The organism is Vibrio fluminensis (genome assembly GCF_015278125.1).
GTDB classification, from domain to species: Bacteria; Pseudomonadota; Gammaproteobacteria; order Enterobacterales; family Vibrionaceae; genus Vibrio; species Vibrio fluminensis.
Window position 1 is genome coordinate 65,355 of the sequence record NZ_JADILO010000025.1, and the last position, 22,169, is coordinate 87,523.

The 22,169-nt window shown below is 41.6% G+C and carries 16 protein-coding genes; 9 read left to right on the plus strand and 7 right to left on the minus strand.

Annotated elements, in window-relative coordinates:
• From IRQ95_RS15705 to IRQ95_RS15740, 8 genes are all read left to right on the plus strand, one after another.
• On the plus strand, positions 1-1,566 hold the full coding sequence (locus tag IRQ95_RS15705) for a sigma-54 interaction domain-containing protein (protein WP_194437810.1): 1,566 nt from the start codon (positions 1-3) through the stop codon (positions 1,564-1,566).
• On the plus strand, positions 1,563-2,216 hold the full coding sequence (vasI, locus tag IRQ95_RS15710; protein ID WP_194437811.1) for a type VI secretion system-associated protein VasI: 654 nt from the start codon (positions 1,563-1,565) through the stop codon (positions 2,214-2,216). The genes IRQ95_RS15705 and vasI overlap by 4 nt, the downstream gene beginning before the upstream one ends.
• Positions 2,217-2,226: 10 nt before the next feature.
• On the plus strand, positions 2,227-3,642 hold the full coding sequence (tssA, locus tag IRQ95_RS15715) for a type VI secretion system protein TssA (RefSeq protein ID WP_194437812.1): 1,416 nt from the start codon (positions 2,227-2,229) through the stop codon (positions 3,640-3,642).
• A gap of 15 nt (positions 3,643-3,657) precedes the next feature.
• Entirely contained in the window at positions 3,658-7,203 is a 3,546-nt protein-coding gene (gene tssM / locus IRQ95_RS15720) for a type VI secretion system membrane subunit TssM (RefSeq protein WP_194437814.1), read from the plus strand.
• A 109-nt stretch (positions 7,204-7,312) separates the two neighbouring features.
• Complete coding sequence (locus IRQ95_RS15725; protein ID WP_194437817.1) at positions 7,313-9,412, plus strand: type VI secretion system Vgr family protein; 2,100 nt, start codon at positions 7,313-7,315, stop codon at positions 9,410-9,412.
• Positions 9,412-9,933, plus strand: coding sequence for a DUF4123 domain-containing protein (locus tag IRQ95_RS15730; RefSeq protein WP_194437818.1), 522 nt, complete (start codon positions 9,412-9,414; stop codon positions 9,931-9,933). Before IRQ95_RS15725 ends, IRQ95_RS15730 begins: the two co-directional genes overlap by 1 nt.
• A gap of 2 nt (positions 9,934-9,935) precedes the next feature.
• Positions 9,936-13,844: a hypothetical protein gene (locus IRQ95_RS15735; protein WP_194437819.1), complete on the plus strand. Its 3,909-nt coding sequence runs from the start codon at positions 9,936-9,938 to the stop codon at positions 13,842-13,844.
• Positions 13,844-15,022 (plus strand): hypothetical protein, encoded by a 1,179-nt coding sequence (locus IRQ95_RS15740; protein WP_194437820.1) that lies wholly within the window; start codon positions 13,844-13,846, stop codon positions 15,020-15,022. Before IRQ95_RS15735 ends, IRQ95_RS15740 begins: the two co-directional genes overlap by 1 nt.
• Positions 15,023-15,183: 161 nt before the next feature.
• On the opposite strand, the gene IRQ95_RS15745 is transcribed toward IRQ95_RS15740, so the two are convergent.
• Both IRQ95_RS15745 and IRQ95_RS15750 read right to left on the minus strand, forming a co-directional pair.
• On the minus strand, positions 15,184-15,573 hold the full coding sequence (locus IRQ95_RS15745; protein ID WP_194437821.1) for a VOC family protein: 390 nt from the start codon (positions 15,571-15,573) through the stop codon (positions 15,184-15,186).
• A gap of 336 nt (positions 15,574-15,909) precedes the next feature.
• The gene (locus IRQ95_RS15750; RefSeq protein WP_194437822.1) at positions 15,910-16,218 is read right to left on the minus strand and encodes a hypothetical protein; all 309 of its coding nucleotides are present in this window, start codon (positions 16,216-16,218) and stop codon (positions 15,910-15,912) included.
• Between the two features lie 464 nt (positions 16,219-16,682).
• Between IRQ95_RS15750 and IRQ95_RS15755 the strand changes: the two genes are divergently transcribed.
• A complete protein-coding gene (locus IRQ95_RS15755; RefSeq protein WP_194437823.1) occupies positions 16,683-17,270 on the plus strand; it encodes a hypothetical protein in 588 nt (195 codons plus the stop codon).
• 58 nt (positions 17,271-17,328) lie between these two features.
• On the opposite strand, the gene IRQ95_RS15760 is transcribed toward IRQ95_RS15755, so the two are convergent.
• The 5 genes from IRQ95_RS15760 to IRQ95_RS15780 form a co-directional block, all read right to left on the minus strand.
• Positions 17,329-17,664, minus strand: a complete 336-nt coding sequence (locus IRQ95_RS15760; RefSeq protein ID WP_194437824.1) for a zinc ribbon domain-containing protein YjdM — start codon at positions 17,662-17,664, stop codon at positions 17,329-17,331.
• Positions 17,665-17,893: 229 nt separating this feature from the next.
• Entirely contained in the window at positions 17,894-20,302 is a 2,409-nt protein-coding gene (locus tag IRQ95_RS15765; RefSeq protein WP_194437825.1) for a carboxypeptidase-like regulatory domain-containing protein, read from the minus strand.
• A gap of 16 nt (positions 20,303-20,318) precedes the next feature.
• The gene (locus tag IRQ95_RS15770; protein WP_194437826.1) at positions 20,319-21,005 is read right to left on the minus strand and encodes a fimbrial biogenesis chaperone; all 687 of its coding nucleotides are present in this window, start codon (positions 21,003-21,005) and stop codon (positions 20,319-20,321) included.
• Positions 21,002-21,430, minus strand: a complete 429-nt coding sequence (locus tag IRQ95_RS22445; protein WP_194437827.1) for a DUF4402 domain-containing protein — start codon at positions 21,428-21,430, stop codon at positions 21,002-21,004. The genes IRQ95_RS15770 and IRQ95_RS22445 overlap by 4 nt, the downstream gene beginning before the upstream one ends.
• 64 nt (positions 21,431-21,494) lie before the next feature.
• Positions 21,495-21,956, minus strand: coding sequence for a DUF4402 domain-containing protein (locus IRQ95_RS15780; RefSeq protein ID WP_194437828.1), 462 nt, complete (start codon positions 21,954-21,956; stop codon positions 21,495-21,497).
• Positions 21,957-22,169 lie beyond the last annotated feature (213 nt).

Sequence of the window (22,169 nt, forward strand, 5' to 3'; positions counted from 1 at the left end):
ATGAGTCAATGGCTGGCGTTTTCAACCCAGTTAGTGGGGATTAGAGATCCCCATCAATTGGTGACTCAGTTTATCTCCCTGTTAGATCAGGAGATGGAACTCAATGACAGCTTATTACTTTTACCTTCACCGGATGGTCGAAATGTGGCATCTCATGATCAACCTGCCACGTACAGTTGGTCTGTGGTCGATTTTGATGTGCCTTTTGCCCACGTACTTCAGTCTCGCCAGTCAAAGAGCTATACCGCCGACGAGTTGATCTTTTGGCGTTCTAATCGACATTTTGCGCAACTCGCGGAAAGGGTCGGCATGTTTGATAGCCTTCGTTTGCAGCCTTTGCCCATGGAGAGTGACTCCGTTCATTCTATATTAGTCACCATTGGCTCTAGCAAAGTGCTATCGGACACGTTTGCGGATGATGACTTCAAAACCTTTTTGAATGTTTTCTCGCAACAGTGGTCACTGTTAAATGAAATGGCGAAGAAGGAACAACGTCAAAAGCAAATGAAAGAGTCTCTGTCGGACATTCAAGAAGTGACGGAACAAAACTCTTTACTAGTCAATCTTGCCAATAAAATGATTGGTAAAAGTAGCGTAATGCATAAATTGCGTCAGCAGATTTTGTCTGCAGCGAGCTCTAATCTGTCGGTGATGATTCAAGGTGAAACAGGCACGGGTAAAGAACTCGTTGCTCAAGCGATTCATGATTTTTCTAGTCGAAAACATAAGCCATTTGTCGCGGTAAATTGTGCTGCAATTCCGGAGCACCTCTTAGAAAGTGAGCTATTTGGCTACTGCAAAGGTGCATTCTCAGGGGCCGATTCAGATAAGCTAGGGTTAATTGCGCAAGCGGATGGTGGAACGTTATTTTTAGATGAAATTGGCGATATGCCGTTAACGTTGCAAGCTAAATTGTTGCGAGTGTTGGAAGCGCACACTTTTCGACCTCTTGGAGGTAAGCAAGAATTACATTCTGACTTTCGCTTAGTTTCCGCGACACACGTACAACTGCAAAACCATGTCAGTCGCAAAGAGTTTCGCCAAGACCTCTATTATCGCTTGCTGCAATACCCGATTAGCATACCGAGCCTTGCGCAGCGTAAGGGCGATCTCGCGGATTTGTGTGACTTCTTTATTCAAGAATATAACCAGAAAAACGGCACCCATATTCGTGGCATTCATTATCAAGCGTTGGATGCCTTAGAGCAGTACTCGTTTCCGGGGAATGTGCGAGAACTCAAGCACCTCATTGAGTTTAGCTGTGTGCAAACAAGCAACAATTGCCAAATCGAACTAGACAGTTTTGAAAACCGTTTTCAGTCCTTCAATGAGTCCCTTCTTCCAATGAGTACCACAGAAGAATTGTCGGATGAGAAAAGACGTTTGGCTATGGGTAAACAGGAAGTGGTTGATGACCTTAAGCAAGCGTTAAACGATTTTGAAGCAAAGATAATCAGTGAAAGATTGGCTCGTTTTGATGGCGACCGAGCTAAAACAGCAGAAAGCTTGGGGATACCTAAGCGAACACTGGCGTACAAATGTCAGAAGTTGGAGATTGAAGCATGAAGCGAAACAAACTCATGATATTGACCGTGGCGTTTTGGTTAGGAGGGGCGTCAATAGTCAACGCAAAAAGCGATGAACGATTGGTAGAGCAAGCCAACCAATGTCGCGATATTCCCGTTAGGCTAGAGCGGCTCGCATGTTTTGATGAACTATTTTCAACGCCAGTAGAGGCGCAAGGTTTAGACGCGGAGACTCCCCATTATTCGAGTCAATGGACGCACGCCATGGACGGTAAGCAGCAAGTACGTGTAGATGAAGGATGGGCATTGGTCACGGAACCCGGAGAAAAGGGTAATGCATGGATCGCGATGCCAGCGCAGAACCATGATCTCGATGACGAAGACCGCTCGGTTTTACTTTTAAGCTGCATTAATAATATCAGCCGTGTCGAATTGGCATTAGCAAAACAAGTCGATGCTGCGAAGATTCAAGTGTCGACGCGTCATATGACTCAAGTATGGCGCAGTGATGACTATGGCGTGATGTTCTCTTCTGGACGTGGTATTCCGGCGATTGAAATGATGAAAGTTTTGGCGCAATCCTCCCATCTCGTTTTACGTTCAAACGCGCGATTTGCTGATGGTTTGCAGTTTAATACTCAAGATCTTAAACAGGGTCTAGAGGTTCTGCGAGAGCGATGTAGTTGGTAGGACGAATAAGATGGGAATGACACAATACCCGCAATGTATTGCGAAACCGATTAGTACAGAGCAGCCTGTTGGAATCAAACTAGAAGATGATCCGCAGTTTGATTTCATTGAAGACCAAATGATGAAGGTAGGCTCGCTGTCACATGGCTCAATTGAATGGGAGAAAGTTGAGCAGGAATGCATAAAGCTGCTGAGTACACAAAGTAAAGATATCCGCTTGCTTGGATATTTGCTGCAATGCTTACACTTTCAACCAACAACCTATAAGACCACCATTTCCTTCAAAGTGATGGAGCAGTTTTTGCGTCTATATTGGCAAGACAGTTATCCGGTTCCTGGCCCTCGTGGTAAGGGGCCACGCGGTAAGTTTTTTAACCAAATAGCTCAGCGTTTTCATTTGTTGATTGAGAAGTTTGATTTCGAACGATTAGACGACGAAGAGAGTAAAACCTTACTTGAGGTGAGCGAAGCGTGGCAAGACGCTCTCGACGAACAAGAACTGCAATCAGAATTTGTCGATCTTGTCGTGCGCCGTATTAAAACGGAAGTCTCGGCAATACAACAAAGGCAAAAAGCGGTTGAAGTAAAGACACAACAGAGTCAGAACGAGCAGACGCCGGTTAGTCAAAGTGTTGAAAGTCGGCCGGACATGACCATTGATAACTCGAGTGACAAGTCGTCTAAGCAAACATTACTGAAAGTTGCTGAGTTTTTGAGTGAACAGGAAAACGGTAGGGCTTTAGCGATTCGCTTAAGGCGTTACGCAGTGTGGGGCGCAATCCATTCCTTGCCGGATCATAAATCGGATGGCGAAACAATGCTTCGCGGTATGCAAGCGGACAGAGTGAAAGACTATCAAGATTTGATGCGACATCCAGACGTCAGCTTGTGGTTAAAAGTAGAGCAAAGCCTGACGCTCGCGCCATTTTGGTTTGATGGACAATTAATGAGTTACGCGATTGCCAAAGAGCTGGGGGAAGTGAGTTGGTGCCAAGCTATTGTTGATGAGACACAAACCTTTTTGACTCGCATGCCATCACTACTTGAGTTGAAGTTCAAAGGGGGAGACCCATTTGTTTCTGAACAAGTCAAAGATTGGTTAAAGACCTGTGTTCCATCCACATCGACAAAAACATCAGCGGGGAACGATTGGGATGAGGTGCGCAAAGATGCACAGGTTATCGCAGAGGAGAGTGGTATTGAACCCGCATTAATTATGTTGAATCAAGGCTTAGATTCATCGTCAGAACCACGTGACCAATTTTATTGGCGACTAATTACCGCTGATTTGTTACGCAGTAACAAATTAGAGGCGATGGCCACTTTGCAATATCAAACCCTAGATAAACAGGTCAAATCATTATCGGTACCTGAATGGGAACCGAGTTTGATGGAACAAATAAAAAGATATACAGCGTCAGAATAGACAAGGACACACCAAATGTTGAGATATATATTTAGAATAGTGAGAGCGTTAAAGCCGAGTGTAACGGCCGCGTTGCCTATATTACTATTCATCACCTTTGTTTTAGTCAATATTGCTATATGGTGGGCAGGGCCTTGGCTTGAAGTTGGTGACAAAAAACCTCTTGAAACTGTGATCTCTAGAGTGGTGGCCTGCGGACTGTTTACTCTTGGTTCTTTAGCTATATGGGGCGTCCTTCAATGGCATAAATTGCAAGGTTATAAGAATAACCAAGTCAGGGAGGAACAGTTACGAGATGATCCAATAAAAATATTGGAAGAAAGACAAGAGACAGAATTGAATCTTGTTATGAGTAATATGAAAGAGAGTATGGGATCGGCAAATTATCTATATTCTCTGCCTTGGTATTTAGTATTAGGCTTAGAAAATGCGGGTAAAACCAGCTTAATTAACCGCTCTGGGCAAAATTTTACCTTTTCTTCCGTAATGCGCGCCTCCGGACAAAAAAGTGGCAACCCATACTCGTTTGATTGGTGGGTGGGCGAAGATTCGGTGCTAATTGACCCCGATGGCGAGTTGCTGACGCAAGGAACACGAAGCGACTCAAACAACGGTGAAATGGAAAGACGCTTGTGGTTGCACTTTGTTAAATGGCTGGAAAAAACTCGTAGCCGTCGCCCATTGAACGGAATCGTATTGGCGCTCGATATCTCTCATCTTGCGACCGCGACGACCTCAGAGCGTAAAGCTTATGCCAGTCTTTTAAGAGCGCGCGTAAAAGAGTTAACCGAGACGCTATCAACACGTGTCCCTGTCTATATTACCCTGACCAAGCTCGATCTTTTGTATGGATTTGAACCGTTCTTTAAGCACTACAACAAAACGCAACGTGAGGAAGTACTGGGTTTCACGTTCGCGATGGATTCTGTTAATAATCCGGATTTCTGGTTAGAAGAACTCATGGTTGAGTATGGTGAGTTTGTTGAACGAATTAACGGACTATTACCTCATGCTACCTCAACAACGATGAGTTTAGATGAGCGAAACGCTATTTATAGCTTTACGCGACAAATAGCCGGCATTAAAGATATTTTGCATCTGTTCTTACAAGAAGCTTTAGCAAGTGACCAGTATTCAATCGCGGCACTGGTGCGAGGGGTGTATTTCACCTCGGTGTATCAGCAAGGTGTTCCGACGAATGCTTTTGATGATGCAGCGTCACGCCGTTATGGGCTCTCTCATGCGATAAATACCGCACAAAGAGCGAAAAACTCTACGGTCTATTTTACCGAAAAACTCTTCACTAACATTATCTATCCTGAAGCGGGTATTGCGAGTGATAATAGCCGTGTAGCCAAAGGCTCTCGTCGTGTTATGGGATTATGTTTGACCGTGTGTTTGATTGTGACTGCTCTATTAATTGGCACGTGGCATCAAAACTATCTAAAGAATTTTGAACGTTCTGATAATGTATTAGCAAAGGTCAATCAATACAAAACTCAATTCGAAGGTCAACCGCATATATTGTCACAAAAACAGGCACTCGACCCACTAAACCAGATTAGGGAAGCGATGCTAGAGTTTGGGTATTTTCGTGAAAAAGCCCCTTACGTGACTGACTTCGGCTTATATCAGGGACACACCATTGGCCCTAAAGTGGAAGAGACTTACCTAGGTTTGCTTAAGACTCAGTTTTTGCCGTTACTAATGGCAGAACTCGTCAATGAGATGAACCTAGCGAGAACGGATGAAGAAAAATTATCAGCACTGCGTATTTATCGCATGTTGGTTGATAGAAGTGGCCGACATGAAGATTTTATCTATGACTATTTTAGTCGCAGTTGGCAACGCTCTTTCTCTGGCCAAAAGCGAGTTCAAGAACAGTTATATACGCACTTGGAATATGCACTCAACCATACCAATCTTCAGGGCGAAAGACTAAGAGGTGATGCAACAGCAGAACAAATTCTAAGACCTTATGATCTTGTTATATCTCGTGCGCAAATGCAATTGAGTGCTATGCCGATAGCTGAGCGTGTTTATCGTAATTTGAAGCTTAATTCTCAGAGCATTTTAGGGCCGTCAGCAAGTTTACGCAGCCTCGTTGGGCCAGTATTTGACGTCGTCTTCGCTGAAGATATTAATAATGTGGACAATTATTACATTCCGCAACTTTTGACCAAAAAAGGCTTTGAAGAATACTTATTACCAAAATCAGAAGAAGTTTCTGAGTTGGCACTGATCGATACTTGGGTACTAGGTCTAGCAAAAACAGCGCAATTTAGCGAAGCGGATAAGCAAGCGTTGCAGGATGACATAAGAAGGCTTTATGTTGCTGACTACACACAGACTTGGCGCTCGGCAATCAATGAGCTTGATATAAAGTACTTTAATGATATCAATGAAGCGGTCGCGGTACTGGATAACATTACCAGTAGCACTGAGCCTATGCAGCGTTTGCTGAGAACGCTGAATACCAATACCCATTTATTTGCCAACTTGGCAGAGGATAGTGAAGCTCAGAAAGCGTTGTTGAAAACGTCTAAATATCAAGTGGCCTCACAGATTGAAGCGCCATTTACAGAATTAAACGACATGCTACGTCCTGTCGGCGGTAAGCCAGCTTACATTATGGAAGTTTTGGCATCTGTTGAGGACCTGAAGAACTATATGGCGGCGATTAAAAATGCCCCAGATGTTGGTATGGCGGCTCTTGAAGCGACAAAAGCGAGAACGAAACTCATCAATGCTGATCCGATCTATACGTTAAACCGCATCTCCTCAGGTTTACCAGCACCGTTAGATCGAATGTTTGCTAAGTTAGCGAATGAGAGCTGGTTTGTGGTCAAGCAAGAGGCTCTACAGCAATTAGAAATTCGTTGGAGTGAAGATGTTTATAGACCGTTCCAAGCTAAACTTGCAGGTCGTTATCCATTTAAACAAAATGCGCGAAAAGATGTTTCTTTGAAAGATTTTGAGAGCTTTTTTGCCCCAAATGGCCGACTCGATCGTTTCTACAATGAGCAACTCAAGCTATTTGTTGAAGAGAAAATTCCGACGACAGAAGGCCAAGCTCAGCAGCCATTGATTCGTCCAGCGATACTGGCTCAGATCCAGCAGGCGAGGAAAATTCGTGAAGCTTTCTTTAATCGCAAAGGTGTACTCGATGTGAGCTTTTCTGTTGAGCCACTTAGCTTAACGAGCAATAAACGTCGTAGTTTACTCAATATAGATGGCCAGTTTTTAACCTATAGCCATGGGCCAAGAGAAACGGTAGAACTTATTTGGCCAAACACGCTGCGGGACTCGGCGGTATCAAAAGTCACGCTTATTCCGACCAAGAGTAATCGTTCACCGCGAAGTGTCCAACTTCAAGGGCCATGGGCATTCTTCCGTTTACTTGATCAAGCTGCTGTGACTGGAGCGAGTCCAACATCAGTGGATTATAAATTCAAAGTCGCTGGGGGTGAGATGGTCTACAGAATTAACTCAGAAGCAGATGCTAACCCATTTACCGAGCGATTGTTTAAGTCGTTTAGATTATCAAGAGCCCTTTACTGATAGTTAGCCAGAGCGTGATCGACGCTCTGGCAATCATAACTAAGGATTAAGTCGAATAGGGACGAGCAAAACTGTTCGAAGACGAAAAGAATTGAAAAAGGCACATTGGATGGCAAAGCTAACATTTACTCTTAGTGTAGAAGGATTACCGGAAGATACGTTCGTCGTTACTGGGTACATGGGTAAAGAATGTTTATCTCAATCTGATTGGGGAAACGGCGAACCTTATTTTGGCTTTCGTTATAACATTGAACTCGGTAGCAGACAGTCAAGCATCACAGCCGAACAGATGGTGGATAAAGCGGCCCACTTGATCATCTATGTTAATGGTCAAGCGGTTCAACATGTACACGGCATAGTGAGGCAATTTGCTCAAGGCGAAATCGGTCATCACCACACCCTTTATTCGCTAGTGTTAGTTCCCGCATTGGAGCGATTATCGCTCAGGCAAAATAGCCGCACGTTCCAGCACAAAACTGTTCCTGAGATGATGACTTTGCTATTGCAAGAGATGGGCATTGAGGATTTCAGTTTTGCCTTAAAGGGGGCGTCAGTACCGCGTGAGTTTTGTGTGCAGTATCGAGAAACCGATCTCGATTTTATTCAGCGTTTAGCTGCCGAAGAAGGGATTAGCTATTTTATCGAACAAACGGACGCGAAACATACGGTAATTTTTTCTGATGATAGTGCGTTGATAGCAAAATATCCTCAACCTATTATTCATAACAGCATGGCAAGTGGTGCGATTGATGAGCCTTATGTCTCTCAGTTTTCGATTGCCCATAAAACAGAACCTAGTCATTTAGAACTAAAAGATTACAGTTTTAAAAAACCAAGTTATGGCTTTGCTCAAGCGCAAACCGGCGCCGATCTTAGTTTTCAGCATAGCCAATATGAACACTATGATTTTCCTGGGCGATATAAAGAAGAGGGTTCAGGCCAAGCCTTTAGCCAGTACCGGTTGGAATACCTCCGACGTGATTCTCATGTTGCCGTCGGTAAAAGTAACCAGCCAGCTTTACAGGCAGGAATTAAATTCGATCTTATTGAAAACCTTGAACCCGCGGCGAACCGCGATTGGTTAGTGGTTGAAGTGACGCATCGTGGTACACAGCCTCAAGCTTTAGAAGAGGAAGGCGGCAGTGGCGCGACCACGTACAGTAACCACTTTAAAGTGATACCAGCGAACAAAACGTGGCGTGCTGTACCTCAACCAAAGCCACAGGTTGATGGACCGATGGTTGCTATCGTTGTTGGGCCTGAAGGCGAGGAGATTTATTGTGATGAACATGGGCGAGTGAAGGTACATTTTCCTTGGGATCGCTACTCATCAGGCAATGAACAAAGCTCATGTTGGATACGTGTATCGCAAGGTTGGGCTGGCTCTCAGTATGGCTTTATGGCTATTCCACGCATTGGCCATGAGGTGATTGTGTCATTTTTGCATGGTGACCCTGATCAACCGATCATTACGGGGCGTAGTTACCATGCGACCAACACGCCACCTTATACGTTACCCGATCATAAAACCAAGACGGTGCTGCGTAGTGAAACGCATCAAGGTGACGGCTTCAATGAACTGAGTTTTGAAGACCAAGTGGATACTGAAAAAGTGTATCTTCATGCGCAAAAAGACTTTGCTGCGGATGTGCTCAATGACCACAGCACTCACATCAAACATGATAAGCACTTAGTCATCGAAAACGATCGCTTTACACAGGTGGATAATAACCAGCACTTGGTGGTAACTGGCGAAAGCCGCGCCCAAATTAAGGCCGATAAAACGGAAGTAATTGACGGTAGCGCACACCAAAAAATCGGAAAGCTTTATGCTCTGCAATCGGGTAATGAAGTGCATATTAAGAGTGGCGCTAAGGTAGTGATTGAGGCCGGTAGCGAACAAACCTTTAAAGTCGGAGGTAATTTCATTCGAGTTGACGCTGGTGGTATTCACGTTGTCGGCTCAATGATCAACCTCAATTCCGGTGGAAGCGCAGGCAGTGGTAGCGGGTTTGGTGGGAATTGGCCAGATGCGCCTGAAGGCGTTGAGTCTCCACAAAACCCGCAAGTGAACCAGTTTAAACTCAATTATTCACCATTAAAATCGCTTACCGCAGCAGTAAAATACAACTCCTTTGCAGCAGGTCTTTGTCAGAAACACCCCGAAGAAGGACCGTGTCCGTACTGTGATCAACCGGGAGGAGAATAATGGAGCGCTTATCGTTTTGGCAGCTTGTTGACCACCCTAATGCTCAACAAGCCGCGATTGACGCGTCTAAACACAATTTGGAACACTTCTGGTGGTATATCAATACTGTTTTTGAGCGCGCCTTAGACGCTTCCCCATTGTGGATTTGTTTACCTGAAGGGGATCATGAACTGCGCATGAAATACCCGGATGCGCCAGTTTTCGAAACCACTTCAGATACTGAACAATTCAAGCGCCATATGGATAGCTTACTTGTTGTAATTGCTCCTAATGAACAAGCTTACGCTTTGAGATTTTATCAACCAAGATATTTACACGGATGGTTACAACACATTGAACTTAGTCGACTTAGTGAATTTCTAGGCCCGATATCGGCAATCAAATGGCGTTTAGATAGTGAGGATTATGCAGTTAAAAATCCTACTAAAGTCCAAAAAACTGAAGGGCGAGATGTCGCTTGGTTTCACTTGACAGACATTGACTGGCAACAACTCAAGCTTGCCTATATCCAGAGTAATTAATAATGAGCACTGATAATTTAGATCTTACCAACACAGGTAAAGTCGAATGTAAAAAAATTGAGACTGATGGGGTCATTGAAGCAGAGTGTGCTCCGAAAGAATTTGCCGATGTACTGTATATCCCTCAAAAGGCAGAATGGTATCTCATTGATGGTGAATTTGCTATGGAGTTAAAAGAGCATGCGCAGGAGCTGGATGATAAAATCAAACCACTGGTCAATAAACTGACTAAGGAAGACGCGAGCAGTGAAGAAATAGCCTCGACCAAGCAAGAAGTTTTACAAGGGCTGAATGAAAAAGGTCTGTTAGAAAGCTACAAAACTCGTTCCCATCTCTCTTTTCTAAAAGAGGATAAAGACAAGAAAGAGTACGTACAAGCACTGTATACCGTTTTGCTGCTAAAGACATACGTACGTAAGCTCGAGAGCTCAGGAAAAATTCCCCGATTTGAAAAAGTTAAAGATAATTTTAACGAGAATGCAGAACACTACGCAGCCTCGATGGGTTTGACGGAGTCAGATTTAGTTGAAAATCAATTGACTGTACAGGCGATTAAGGAAGTCGAGCGTTATGTTACGGCGTCTGGAGGCTCTCGATACGGTAAGGCAGATGCGAGAAACATTAAATGGTTGGTTGAGAAAAAGGTCATCCCGATAGTTGAGAAGTCTATAAAAGAATTAGAAAAACAAGCCAAGGACAAAGCCGAAGATGAGGGTTACTCTTGGTACAAGAGTAATCAATCGCAAAACTTCAAGTTTGTGAAATCTGAACAAAAGCGCATGGATAAGAATTATCGAGCGTATCAGAACATCATCCCTCATTTTCGTAAAAGATATCAAAAGTCAGATTATGACGTATTGTTAAATGAGTTCGATAAATATAGTAGTGAAGGTCGTAAGCAGCCTATTGAACTCGTCACAGCTAATACGTTTTCAGTATTCCGCTCATTAAACAGAAAAGGGGTTGCACTACCCGAACAGTTACTAGATAAACACGAGCTTTTCGCCAAAGATGACGAAACTCAAGAAAAATTAGATGGGTTGTTAGAAGGTTCCGCAACTGACCGCTTGAGATATTTCATTGGTGAATGTGGTGTGGAGCTAAAAGCGGCAAGCAATGATCAAAACGGCTTCTCTCGATTTCACTATGAAGAATCCACTCAGGAACTTAAACCGCTGAGTGCGTTATGCCAAGGTGAGAGTGTTAAGTTCATTGAAGGGCTTGGCTATCTAAATTTGCTTGGACTTTCAAAATTGTGGGATCAAGAACTTACCGAGTACTTAAAGTTTTTTATTGATAACATTATTGATGGAGAAGTAGAAGCGACTGGCTATGCAGAGGAGGGGTTGTACTTTCTCGTCGCGCTGCGTTACCAAATAGATTATCTCAAACATAAAGCGAAGATTGCACTTGAAGAGGGAAAATTAAAGTTTTTCAACTTAAATGTTCCACCACATGTTATGACGCGTTTAATGCCAATCGATGACGTTGCTTGGTCACCAGATGATATCGAGTTTGATGAGTATCGCTTTGCTTGGAAGGACAGCAATAGCCATATTGTTGAGTTTTTTATAATGAGCGAAAGCAACAAGCCTCGATACATGCATAGTATCCATCTAGATAAGGTGAAAGAGCTGGGTGATCTAGGTAAATTGACGCGGTTGAATGTGCTGAATAGAACGGATGTAAAAGCAAGTGATTCATCAGCCGAGTTGAAGCGCACCAATGATATAAAAAACTCATTGAAAAAAGCGCTTGGTGATGCGCGAGCAGCTGCTAAAGCGAATACAAATAAAGGCGTGAACTTAAACGCTGAAGAAGATGAGTCATTTACAAATCATACATCAATTATTCAGACTTCCACTGGGTTTTCCGGTGGAGATGATGTTAGCTATACCGTTAGTGCGCAAGCTGAGTTTTTAAGGTTTTGTGCAGACTCGATTAGAGTCAACGGCTCCTATCCGAAGAAGTACGACGACTTTAATACCCTATTAAGTGAGCGTAAAGGTAGCATTGCCAGTTTGAATGCAGCGGCTCATATCGATTTAGCAGCTGGTGGTATTACCGTTAAGAAAATGCTACCTAGCCTCAAAGGTTTCCCAATGCTAGTACCTGCCATAGTAGGGGAAGAGGGGGAGGAACAGAGCAAGTATTTCCATTTGGGGCAACTTAGATTCGATCTAAAAACTACCTTTTACGGCAGCGTGGGGATTGGGTTTGCGTTAGCAACACATGTGAGGGTGAGGTCGGTAGATTCAGGCATCAGTCTCGCCCCCATAATTCCTACAGAGTCTAGTATTCATATTCCCACCGGAGGAATGATAAACGCTCAAGCCGATCTGTTTGCTGGAGCTCGTGTAGGTGAGACGGTTTCATCTACAGTTCGATGGTGCCCTCCCGGAAAGCAAGCAACAGCGACCAATTTCGTGCAACTGCTCGATGACACACAGCGCAAGAAGTTGCAGTCGTCTAAAGGTGTGACTGTAGATGATAATAATAACTGGTTACCGTTAGGTCGCTTTGTAAAATCTTATGATTTGCGCTTTGGTATTGGGGTGCGCGGTGTGCTTCAATTTGGCTATATAAAACGAAAATTCGTTATGCGTATGGCAGGTGGCGGTACTTTTGGTGTTGGCGGTAGCCTCGATTTGCTTGTGGAGATTTTCCCAGAAAACCTTATGGACATCGTAAATGTTCTGACCGAAATTTTAGCTAACGAAGAGTTTCGTCGCATCGACTTGTTCACCGAAGAAGATGAAAGTGGCATGATGAATGGTTATAAGGTGTTAAATACCATAGTCACGATGCACATAGTTACAGGTGTCGCAATGAGTCAATTGGCGCTATTAGATATCAATGAAGCCTTCGAGCAAGAAGATAGGTTATTGATGCATAACCACAGCGATACCGTGGCGACAAATGTACTGAGATATTTTAACGTGGGAAATAGTAATGGTCAGACAAGTCTCGAGATGCAGCCATGGTTTAAAAATTTATTGCCAGAGAGCCGTGCTCGTTTGCTATTTACTCTAACCAAAGAAAGTGAGGCGCTTTCACCAGAGTTACTGAAACGCATTAAGTCAATAAACGATAATATGGAAAAAGCTTTTCCGTCTAAAAAAATCAAACCACTTACTGAAAAAGAGAAAAAACAACTTCATCAAGGTTTAGAAGAAGAAAGTCCTAGATGGCTGGCTATCACCAGACTATTGCAAACTTGGAGCAAGACTGAAAATGAAATGTTGACGAGTTCTTTACTGGATCGCCAGTTAGAAGAAACATTCAGTCGTTTTAACTTCAAAGGCACAACCATGTTACCTAGTGATTATGGCAATAAAATTATGCCAATAGTCGTGTGGGAAAAATTAAATGGCTTTGTTTCAAGGCTAGATAGATGCAAAATTAACAATAAGTTCCCCATAGATGTGTCGCTTATTGATGCTTTGAATGAAACTAATCTTTCAGTTAAAGAAAGAGTATTTGCTAGATTTGTGGAATATTTTACTGTATTACCTAAAAAACGTTTTGAAGTACAAGAAATAGCAATTGGAAGTAAAATGTTTAAATACTATGTCTACAATGGGAAATATAAAGGAAATAGAAGCCTTACGGAAATAGAAAAGTTTACTTGTTATCATTTGGCAAGGAAAGAAATTTTCCCTGATGATTATGAGAAAGAGTCAACCGCCTTAAAACAGCTATTTACCGAGCCAACGAAGGTTTTTTCAACGTTGTTTAGTGACATTAAGGATGAATATATTGATGAGGCGAAAAAAGATATCAATGATCTAGTTAAAGAGTACACAGGTGTAGATAATGTATTTGACAAGGCCAATACCTTAAATGAGATAAAGCAAGAAGCCACAAAAGGTGACTATCAAGCACTGTTAGAAAGGCTAGGGGAACTTTAATGCGTAAAACTATCGCGATATTTATATTATGGATACTTTCAGCTGCCGTTTATGCAAAGTCATCTAACTTGGACAGTGACTATCTACCCGAACTATCGTCACCAGCGTGGTCTCCAGAGTTAACTAAGGCTGAAATAGCTGAAGCTCGTATGTCTATATATAGAATGAGAAAATATAATGATATACAAGCAAGGAAAGTGCTAGCGCCCTATGCTAAAGACCCAAGAAATATCGAAATTAGAAATGCCTATGCGTTAGCCCTAGCAAGAGTGAACATCGAGAAAGCCATTAGCGAGTTAAAGCTGTTGAGTATAGAAGGTTATCCTCCTTCAATGCTCGCTTATCGAGAAGAGCGATTGTGCCAGCTAGATAAATATCGTGAGGCGTGTACTAAATATGGGTTTGACTGGGTGATGAAAGAAGCCTATCTCTCATGGGTAAGGAAAGACCCGATAGATCCTAAGATGTATTTTTATGCTTATTATTGGCATCTGCCCAACACGGGCAGGAAAAGTGAAGATAGCTCAGAGTTGACTGATGAAGCGTTGTCAATTCTTCACGAAGGGATAGAGAATGGTTGTTCAAGTTGCGCGAAGGAGTTAGCTTATCATTATTTGAGCTTTGCGGAGAGTGAAGATGATATAGAAGCAATCAGTAAAACGAAACCTTATATGGAAAAGACAAAAGAGATGATGATATCGGGGCTTGGTCGAGCTGAGACTGATAATATTTGTTTTCAGTCATTTATCAATTATTGTGTTTCAAAAAAAAATAACATGACAGAGGGTGAATGTTTAAATCGTCAGAAAGAAGAATACCAATATGGCATTTGTTTATCTGAACATCAGAATTTGATGCTGTTAGATGAATTGGCTAAAAAAGGTGATTTGGTTGGATATCAAAATCTATTTGTTAATATTAGTCCAAATGATTTTAATAAAAACAGTGCCATCCCAGATTCACTTTATGACTATATTTGGATTGGCGATGAAGATCGCTCGCTTTCACCTAGGATTAAAAAATACTATGATCGCGCTATTGAGCTCAATAATGGACGCGGCTGGCGAGCATATAATCTAACTGAAAATATTGAGAAGTGGGAAAGGCTCCTTGAAGACAAAGATAGTAGAGACTTTTTCGAAAAAGTCGGTGAGTTGCTCGACGCGCAAAAAGATTAGTTTAAGTCATGCTAACTCAGAGACAATCCTAGTGATTAGTTTCTACTTCACGGTTTGAAAAACGATATTTTTAAGCTAGTTGTCTATTGGGTGTATGGAATAGTGAACTATACCACTAAAGCGAAGCGAATGGTTTCTCGCTTCGCTCTGATAGTGAATCCTTATTTACCTAAAGCACTTGCTAGCCACCACAGGTTGCCCCATTTGTCTTCAATACATGCCACGCGCTCACCTTCACTGTTGGTGGTCGGTTGGTGTTTGACGCTTGCATATTCGTGCGCGTTCTCAATAACGGCTTCTACATTTTCAACATAAATTAGCATTGAGGTCATTGTCGGCTTACGTTCAAGGCTAACTTGTTCAATCGTGATGATTGCGTTTTCAATGCGTAAGCTTGCATTTAGGTAATTACCTAGAGAATCTTTGTGTTCTTTAACAACTTGTGCATCGAAAGTGTTGTGAGCAAAAGTAACAAATGATGATACGTCTTCCAGTACCAAAAAGTTTGAAACGATAGGAGTGTTTGGCGGCAAGTAGTCTTTAGTAATCATAGGGCAATCTCATCGAGATAAGGTTCTACTTCTATAAGTGAGAACAATTAGTATGTATTGAACACGTGCGTAAAGCCTTTTGGGCTCCCTGCGTGTGCAGGTTTTCGGGCTGGATTTGGCTCGGGTTCAATCAAAATATATCGTGATTTGGCAGGTGAGTATTGACTAAAATCAAGGTTTGAATTTGGTTCAGAAACGCCTTTTGAAGGCTTTCCCATGGGTTGATAAAAGTATCGAATTTGCCTGTGATTCCGGCTTAACCCAAGGCAGGTTGAGTTTGTTATTTGAACAGTTCTCGTGAAGTACAACACTTTAGTTGTAACAGCTAATCTGGCATCAGCGTAATCTAGCGCTATCTTTAAATACAATTTTTATCGGTGAGATAAAAGAATAAATCCATAAACCAAGACTTAACCAAACCCAGATGAAAAGGGCAAAGATGAAGGAAAATATCGGCCAAATTGCTAGGGCAAGTAATAAGCCTCTAAACCCTGTGATCACCTCGTTGTCCCAGAGTACTGTCTCTCTTCCTAAGGTGGCTGCAATACCAGCGATTAGAAATACAATGAAGAAGCTAAGCCCCAAGCCCACTACTAATATTTTCAGTAATGAACGTTTAGCTATCTTATGTGAGGTAATGTGCATTGAACCATTCCAACCTTCTGAGCGCTCGACAGGCTTTCATTAAAAAAAGAAACGAAAGTGCCTAATGGGTGCATTAACTAGTCAATTGAAGCGTATTGTTGCGAAAAGTTCAGATGAGAGAAATGTTTGAAGTATGAAATCGCAGTTGAATATCAAAAGCTTGAAAATTTGCATAACGATAATGAATAATTACAACGCTTATCTAATGTTAATTGTTTTTTAGTATCGTTTATTCTTACTTTACAGACTGATTGGGGAAGCAAGATAAAATGTATTTAGGCTTGTTTATGCGACTAGTTTGTTATTGTCGTTTCAAGTACAATCTGACGCAATTTAATAGCATTGGCTATTTGTCTAATCATCCGTAGTTTCTGTAGCTTATGAATATGGTAAAGGGAGTTTGAGGTGCTATCTCAGTCATTCGCCTATGCTGTATGTATGCTGTTTAAAGAGTGAAATAAACCATGTTCAAATCTAAAGATGAACTTAAAGATCAGGTGAAGATTGGCGTAGCCGCTGATGACTCTAATCATATACTTGGCATTGAACACTACCTTCCTTTTTCACAGTTAACTGACGAATTAATGCAACAGCTTGGGCTTGATCTCTTGTTTGTTATTGGGGCATCGCCTTTGCAGACCGCTCTAGTAAAATATTGGGGTAGTGAACAGGGCTGCATAGTCGCTTGTTTAGAGACATTGAACCGTGATGTCGAGATTGCAGAACGAGTGATTATCAACATAAAGAGCAAACTAGAAGGTGTTGAGTTACCGCATAACATCAACGTTGGAGATATTCGTCACTTAGCGCAAGATGACAATCAATTGCTTGTATTTAATCAAATAAAGCACTTAAAAGATTTCTTGGATGATCCTGACTGCCCCTACGTAGAAAGTTTATTGTATCTAATGCATGGCGAGTTTAGTGTCGAACGGTTTGAAATTGAGCAAGAAGCGTTTAGTCAATGCCTTTCTCAGGAAACGTTGACTTTCTATAGCCATTTAACAAATGGTCTTGGCGAGTGTACGGCTTTGGTTTCCGTTAAACGTTAAAGTTTTAGAGATTGCTAGGCGTCAATCTCTAAAACTGATATCTATCTTATAAGGTACCCTAAGCTTTTTTTACAAACTGCGCTGTAACCATCATCTCACCCGCACCATCAACTTTGCAGTCGAGTTGGTGGTCTTTACCATCGACGATACGTTTGATAAGCGCTTTAGTGCCAATTTTAAGAACCAATGAACTTCCTTTCACTTTAAGATCTTTTGCTAACGTTACTTTGTCGCCTTCTTGAAGCAAAGTACCGTTCGCATCTTTAACCACGGGTGATATGTCGTCACTATTATCAGAAGGATTCCATTCGAAACCACATTCAGGGCAAACGTAATTGGATTGGTCTTGATAGACGTAGGTGGATTCACATTGTAGACACGCTGGAAATGACATAAATATACTACTTGATTCGTTTTTTACAGTTTACAACGTAATACGACTAACATGCTAGGGTACTTTATGGTGTGTTGTCGCTGAGTGTATGTAAGTGAACCTGCGGCGAGATGTAATCATTAGTGACGGTATGATCGGTTAATTATTTATTGAGATAGCGATTTCGATGTAATGATTAAACCGAGTATTGGCCATTATCATCTACTTAACTAATCAATCAATTATTAAATTATGGTAGCTCTCTGCTCGCTTCAAAGTCATCGAGATTAAAGTTTAAGCCGCTGATCCAGAAATCACCTTCAAGCTTCTTTGATAGGACGTACTCTTTGTTACCAATTTCTAAGGTGATTTTGTAATACCCATCGACTAAACCTTCAATAACATAGAAACCATCGTCTTCTATGACGCTTGCGTATTCCTCTTCTTTCTTGAGGTGTTTGAAATAGATCACTGCTTTTTCAGAGATGTTTGCATCAATATAACCATCCGCACCAAAAGAAGAGATTAACTCAATGTCCACTTGTGTCTTTGTCACTTCTCGTGTGTTTAAAATGACAGGGTTGTACTCGGGGACAAGACTCAAATCTAAGCTGCCTTCGTCGATCTTTAATGCTAATTCTTTACGTGGTGGAACTCGATTAAAGATAAATTCACCTTGAGTATCGGTTTCTGTATGTTGGTTTAGAAGTTGCAGTCTGACGTGGCTTATAGGCGCACCTGATTGATCGGTTATTCGGCCTTTGACTGTAGCAAAACCGTATTCTTCCCAATAAACACTTTGAGTAGACTCTTTAGAAGTCGCGGTTTGGCCTGCTAGCAACACTTTTACATCAGCACTGTATTCATCATCTGATGCACTTAAAGAGAGCTCAAGGTGTCGGTTGATATCAAACAACATTGAAATGCTCGTGTGGAGATCTGAATCTCGGTACTGAAGGTTTAGGCTACTGCTAAGGTTATTGAACCAATCGAAACTATTAAGCCAACATGTTGAGCAGTCGTGGGTAAATCTAGCGGTAGAGTATAGATGCTGGCCATTTTCAGTAAGAACTGTCCCTATATTCCAATTCGTGTCAGAAAAACTACTCTTTGTGAGTTTTAAGCTATGTTCTGTACTACTTTGTTTTAACAAATTTAAGTACTGATAAGTGGGTTTGTATGTAAAATAATATGTTGGCGTTATCCTCAGTCCGAGTGTTGAAACAACTTCTAACCGAGACGCGTAGCGCTTTGAGCTAAGATTTAGAGAAAAGTTTCTGTGTGAAAGGCGGTAGCTAAGCTCATGATGCTTGAGTTCATCTTCATTAAGATAGCGATGTTTATTTAAGGACAAGCGAACGGATTGTTGCGGAGTTAATGTAGCATAGAGATTAACCGGTACTCGATTCAGTTCAGGAAGCCAACCAACTTGCGCCGAGAGCCAATGAGTTGGAAGATACTGTGCTTGATATCCGACAAAGAATCGCTCATCGCTAGTGTAAGCTGTTGTACCGATACTCGCATTTTCACTTAAACCATAATCTAGAGAAACATAACCTAGTTTATCGTCGTTACTGTATGCTGCTTGGGTTGACCATTCTGCCTTAGGTAAAAAAGCGTTGTCGATACCGGATATGACGATGGTTTCTTCTGACCACGTACCTTCACCGAGAAAATAGCGAAATGTAACAGTATCGCCGGGCGAAATATCATCTTCTTCAATCAAGAAGCGGCCAAACGAGTCCGACCGATAACTATTTCGATAAATCCCATTAACCAATACATCGACATCAATATTGGGCTTGGTCGAATTCTGTAAATTGAGTGTGCCAAAGCCTGGTTTCTGTTTTCGATCGGTGAAGTAGAGACCATTTTCAATTGAGGTACTGTCAAGAAATACTTTACCGTCAACTATGACATCTCCGATTTGGAATGTCCCCTGACCATTATTTGTATTAAAGGCAATGTTATAATAATCAATAGGTTGATCTAACCTAGAGTCGAGCGACAACTGAGACAATGAGTTTTCACTACTAATGAGGAAATCAGACTGAATGCCGAAGGTAATGTCTTCTTTTACACTCGTAATTGCAGATAATCTAGTCGACAAACCTAGGGCATCTGCGGGCGTGTATACAGGCTGTTTTTTGCGGGATTCAATGATAAGAGCGCTGTCGCGAGAGGACTGCCTCAATTGCTGTATTTCTATTTCAAGCTCAGAGAGAGTTTTAAAGTCCTTTTTAATATTCAGTCGATAATCATCCAAAATCCAATGAATACTAACGGGTAGACATGCATCAATATATCGCCAGTCTACGTATTTTTTATTTTCATAGACGATTGATTTAAATGGAATCTTTTCTTGATCTTCTTGAAAACATACTGAACGTTCGAAGTCGAATATGAAACTAGGGAGCTCTTTTTTAATATCTTGAGGCAGAAAAAATTCACACTGTTGTGTGTCACAACTCCCCAACATTTCTAATAGATAGAGTCCGATGTGTTCGACCCTCAAATGAGGGGATTCATTGTCATCCATAACAACACGATAGAAACTATCACTCGAATGCTGGAGCTTAACTTCTATGTGTGCAGGGAAGTAATCACTTTCATCAACTGCGTAACTCAGTTCAGAAATGAGTAGCGCAGTGATGTACAACCAAAGCTTCAAGTTATTATTGACACTTATAGAGTGTTTTACCGTCCTTTCTTACGGTAAAAATTTGGCCTTTGTTTCTCTGATTTATTAGTGTGCTTTCGCGCAGGAGTACTAGGTTTTCACTGTTCGTCCCTGGTGAATCTAACCACGCATTAAATTGGTGTACACCATGGTTTTGGATGCTAAAGGCATCATTGTCGCAAGTATACGAGACATCATCCTTAACCGTACCTTTTGCTTGATAAACCGGTATATATGAATGAACGGTCAAGTTGATATTTAAGTTTGACTGTTGGGATGAGACGTTTTTAACGTTTTCTTTTTCGTTATTTAGTTTCGTTGGGCTAAATTTTAAATAGGTGCGAAACTCACCGTCTTCAGTTTGTGCCAATACCTGAACGCGTATTGTTCGACGTTGATTGGGCTCTAGCTTTCTAATAACAGGAGGTGATATACGAACTTTGCTAGAATTGTCCTCAATTTTTGCAATATTCAAATTATTGCGCACCATGTTGGCCCTGCTAGTTTCAATGTAGTGAGGTGAGATGTCGAGTCTAATTGGCGTGTCACCGATGTTTTCAACAATCACTTTAGTGGTTTGCGAGCGAGAACCATCGATTTCAATTCGTGTTGGTGAAATTAAAAGTTGAGCATAAGAAAAACTTGATAATGAAAATATGGCTAGAAATATGAAAATCTTCATAAATAAGTGACCTCTAAAAGAATGCTTCCCGAATAAATGCCTGCAGAATGTTTGGGTGTAATCGTTGTTTGTGCGCCAATACACAGCAATTCAGTTTTGCCATTTGAATTTATATTTGCTTTACCAGAACTGTTTAAACCACAACCAAAGGTGAATTTGTCAAAGTTGATTTTGTGTTTGCTCGACTCAATAGATTGGCTATTTGTAATATGCACCTGAATTTGGCTATTTTGTCGCCCGGTAACGTAAAATTTTAATGAATCAGAACGATTGCTCGAAGGTTTTACTAGAGCTTTTTGATAAAAACCCGATATGTAAGATCCAGAAAATTCTAGCTGCCTATTTTCAAGTACAATAGATAACTCTTCTGCGTGAGAAAAGTACGATAGGCAGCTGATTATTATGAAGATAAAGTAGCACTTCATTGTTGACTGAATAGTCTTATAGATATGAGAGTGGTGGTTGCTGAAAACAACCACCGTTTACATCTTATTGATATACTATAGAAACACCGGTGTTTACCGAGTATGAACCTGCTTTAAGTGTTGCACTCGCAATATCAGCTGTGCCACCGATGCTTAGCGTGCCATCGCCAGTACCGTTAAGTGTCACGCTTGTCGTAGGGTCGAGTGTAACAGTAATCTTATTTGTCGCATCTGTATCGTGGATCAGCTCAATTGACGCTGGCACGGTAAAGTTCACTAGACGACCAGCTTCCCCTTTTACTGTAAAGTTAGCCGATTGTGTTGCACCGGTAGCCCCTTGAGCAACAACGATGTTTGTATTGTCTGCAGTTGTGATTGAGCCAAAATCAAGGTTGGTGTCATTCGTTAGAGTAAGCGCCTGAGTTACTTGTAAAGTCGCATCAAAGTTCGCTGTCGTTGAGGCAAATACCTGTGTTGTCGCAAGTGTTAGAGCTGAAAGAGCCACTACTTTAACTAGATTTTTCATACAAGATCCTTGTTAGTTTGTAAGGTGAATTACAACGATGTTCCATCTATTCACATATTGGTTTATTCAGCCGGTGTAAAAATAGGTAGTAATAAAGTTTGGCTTTACACTAGCTGCTAATAATTAAGTTTAATGTTCGAGGTAAACGTTAAGGTAGGATGCTTTGCTCATCAAATTAATCACTTTAATTTGGTTGTTTTGTGCGAGCTATAG